Raw genomic sequence first — 3588 nt, forward strand, 5'->3', positions numbered from 1 at the left:
CGCCGATCCTCCCCTCAATTACAGAAATTGAATCAGCAGTTCACGTCTCGATCAAGGAAGAGTTTTTCAACGGAATACGCCCATAGTCACCTAGCATTTGTCATTGATTGAGGTCGGCTTGGAGGCAGTAGTTAGAGAAAATCGACCGCTATGTCCGGAGTTCGATTCCCGCCTGCTCACTAAACCATGCAATGCAGTTTAGGTAAGCAACGGCGGTTGCGCCCTCCCGCAACCAACACTAATTCTTCAATATCTTCAAAGGCTTGAGTTTTACCGCTCAGGTCTTTTTGGCTTTTTGCACCTAGGCTGAGCATAAGCAGCGCTGCCAAGGCGCCTTCCAGATGAATGTCCAGCTTGCCGGTGGCCGGTGACGGCTGAAGCACGATCCGGTCGATCAGGCTACGCAGCGCTTCCTTCGCCTCCAGCATCCCATCGGGGTTTTGAAGGTCTGCGATTAGCGTGGCGATCTTTTCGCGATAACTATCCGCCATTCTCGGGTGAATGCGGATGGGGGAAGGGGCGGCTTCATGGGTCAGCTTGTTCTCCAGTTCGATCCGGCGCGCATCAAGCACCAGCATCCGGTCTTTGACTTGCTCCGCCGGCACGCCTGCAATGATCGCATCGATGAGTTTGGCGTGGTCTTTCTTTACCGTCGCCAGATCCTTCTCCAGAGACGTGCGGTTGACGGAGGCTTGCGACTGCAGTCGATTGCGTTCCCTGGCGTATTCTTCGCAGAAAACTGCGAGCGCCTCCTGATCCATCAGGTTATTCTGTAAAGCATCGAGAACGAGCCGCTCAAGCTCCGCCTGACCGATCGTGGCCATGTTGTCGCACACAGCTTTGCCCTTGTTACGCGCAGTGGAACAGCCGAAAGCCGTCTGGGAGACCTTTGAAAAGCCGCCACCGCAGGTTCCGCAGGTCATCAGCCCGGAAAAGAGCGTCCTCGGCCGGCGACGATCCCAGATGGGGGTGCTGCTATCCTTTACTTTCATTGCGCCTTGCCGCGCGCGCACTGCGTCCCACAGGTCCTGATCGATGATCCTCAACCCGGGCACTTCTGTAATGACCCAGTCTGCTTCGGGGTTGAGCCGGGAGATGCGTTGTAAACCTACGCCGAGGGCCGTCTTTTTGGTTTTGTGAGGTTGTCGTAGATCCGGCGCTATGACTGACCATAGATTCAGACCCGCCGTAGAGATCTTATCTGTAACCGATACCGGGCGCCGCCGGCGCTGGACGGATGCGGAGAAAGTTCGGATTGTTGAAGAAAGCTTTGGGGCCCCGGGCCGCGTTACCGAGACTGCGCGACGGCATGATCTGGGACGATCTTTGTTGGTGCGCTGGCGTCGGCAATATCGTGATGGTGAATTGGCGGTTGGTTCCCAGCTGCCCCGGTTTGCGCCTTTGACCACTTCAGAACAAGACGTCTGTGGGATACCATCGGAGCGGGCCACGCCGGAAGCTGATGTCGCGCCGGTCTCAGCTGGCTTGGTTGAAGTCACGCTCGTGAATGGCAGGCGCCTGTCTGTTGCCGCCTCCGTTGATCCGGGATTGTTGTTGCGCCTCGTGCAAGTGCTGGACCCGTCATGATCGCGTTTCCGGCGGGCACGAAGGTGTGGATTGCAGGTGGTGTGACGGACATGCGGCGTGGGATGAACACCTTGGCGTTGTCGGTGCAACAGGGCCTCGGGCGAGACCCGCATGCTGGTGAAATCTTCTGCTTTCGTGGCCGCAAAGGTGATCTGGTGAAATTGCTTTGGCATGACGGGGTCGGCATGTCGCTGTATTTGAAACGCCTCGAGGCGGGGAAGTTCATCTGGCCTGTGAGCCAGGACGGGACGGCGGTGGCGATATCAGCGGCACAGTTGGGTTATCTTCTCGAAGGGATCGATTGGAGAAATCCGCGTTGGACGCAAAGGCCCAGAACGGCGGGGTAATCTCCGGTGAAACACCTGTTTTTATTGGTCTTTCATGGCGTACATGGTAAATACTTGCCATGTCAGATACCGCCTTGGAAATCGCCGAATTACGCGCTGCACTTGCTGCGCAGACCGCCTCTGCTGAGGCCGCACAAGCTCGCGCCGAGGCGGCAGAGGCCGAATTGGCGCAGGCCCGCGCCCTTGCCTCCTGCACGGAAGCAATGATCCAGGAATTGAAGCTGGAGATCGCCAAGCTGCGGCGCGACAAATACGGGATCTCTTCCGAACGTCGCGCACGACTGATTGATCAACTGGAATTGCAGCTTGAGGAATTGGAAGCCGCCGCCACGGAGGATGCGCTGGCGGCGGAATACGCTGCTGCAGATAAAGCCAGCACCGTGCGGGCCTTCACGCGGCGCAAGCCAGTGCGTAAACCCTTTCCAGATCATCTGCCACGCGAACGTGTTGTGGTAGAGGCGCCGACCAACTGCACCTGCTGTGGTTCAGACCGCATCGTGAAGATGGGCGAGGATGTCACCGAGACGCTGGAAGTGATCCCCCGCCAGTGGAAGGTAATCCAGACGGTCCGCGAGAAGTTCACCTGCCGGGCCTGTGAGAAGATCAGCCAGCCACCAGCACCCTTCCATGCGATCCCACGTGGATGGGCCGGGCCCAGCCTGATCGCCATGATCACCTTTGACAAATATGGCCAGCACCAACCACTGAACCGCCAAGCCGAGCGCATTGCACGAGAAGGCATTGACCTCAGCCTGTCTACGCTTGCCGATCTGATTGGTCATGCCTGTGTGGCGCTTGCCCCGATCCATGCGCTGATCGAACGCCATGTGCTGGACGGCGAGCGTCTGCATGGTGATGACACGACCGTGCCGCTCCTGGCGCGTGGGGGCACAAAAACAGCGCGGCTCTGGACCTATGTGCGCGATGATCGTCCCTGGAATGGGGGTGCGCCACCTGCCGCGCTCTTTCACTTCTCAACAGATCGTCGGAAAGAACACCCGACACGGCACCTGGCCGGGTGGCATGGTGTGCTGCAGTCAGACGTCTATGGCGGTTACAATGATCTGTATCTGGCAGATCGCAGCCCGGGGCCGGTGCGCTCAGCGCTGTGTTGGAGCCATGCCAGGCGCAAGTTCTTTGAGCTGGCTGATATCAAGGCCATCGCCCGCAAGGGCAAAAAGGTGGCAGAGGAGATCTCGCCCATCGCGTTGGACGCCGTGACGCGGATCGACGCTATCTTTGCTGTCGAGCGCGAAATCACTGGCTTGTCAGCAGCAGCGCGTCATGAAGTCCGGCAGCAACGGGTCGCACCGCTGGTCAATGATCTACATGAATGGATGCGGGCCGAGCGGGCCCGGATGTCAAAGCACAATCCTGTCGCCAAGGCGATCAATTACATGCTGGACGAAGAGGGCCGCTGGGAGGCCTTCACCGCCTTCCTTGATGACGGGCGCCTCTGCCTAACCAACAATGCCGCCGAGCGGGCCCTTAGAGGTATCGCATTGGGCAGAAAGTCATGGCTTTTTGCAGGGTCCGAACGTGGCGGTGACAGGGCTGCCTTCATGTATACCCTCATCTGTTGATTGTCACTGAGAACTGACCCGGCATTGTCACCGAGATCTGACCCACCCAGTTGTTATGATCTGCTGATCAC

General features: G+C 58.3%; 3 protein-coding genes and 1 pseudogene. 3 read left to right on the top strand and 1 reads right to left on the bottom strand.

Translation table 11 applies throughout. From position 1 onward, the window contains the following. Positions 1 to 179: 179 nt before the first annotated feature. A complete protein-coding gene (locus ACEWPL_RS19305; protein WP_393930920.1) occupies positions 180 to 1046 on the bottom strand; it encodes a recombinase zinc ribbon domain-containing protein in 867 nt (288 codons plus the stop codon). Positions 1047 to 1161: 115 nt separating this feature from the next. Between ACEWPL_RS19305 and tnpA the strand changes: the two genes are divergently transcribed. From tnpA to tnpC, 3 genes and pseudogenes are all read left to right on the top strand, one after another. After that, a complete protein-coding gene (tnpA, locus tag ACEWPL_RS19310) occupies positions 1162 to 1587 on the top strand; it encodes an IS66-like element accessory protein TnpA (protein WP_393930922.1) in 426 nt (141 codons plus the stop codon). Continuing rightward, complete coding sequence (gene tnpB, locus ACEWPL_RS19315) at positions 1584 to 1934, top strand: IS66 family insertion sequence element accessory protein TnpB (RefSeq protein ID WP_393930924.1); 351 nt, start codon at positions 1584 to 1586, stop codon at positions 1932 to 1934. The genes tnpA and tnpB overlap by 4 nt, the downstream gene beginning before the upstream one ends. Before the next feature lie 59 nt (positions 1935 to 1993). Further along, a pseudogene (tnpC, locus tag ACEWPL_RS19320) lies at positions 1994 to 3511 on the top strand (IS66 family transposase); the annotation flags it as partial. Positions 3512 to 3588 lie beyond the last annotated feature (77 nt).

Source organism: Roseovarius roseus (assembly GCF_043355935.2).
Classification (GTDB): Bacteria; Pseudomonadota; Alphaproteobacteria; order Rhodobacterales; family Rhodobacteraceae; genus Roseovarius; species Roseovarius roseus.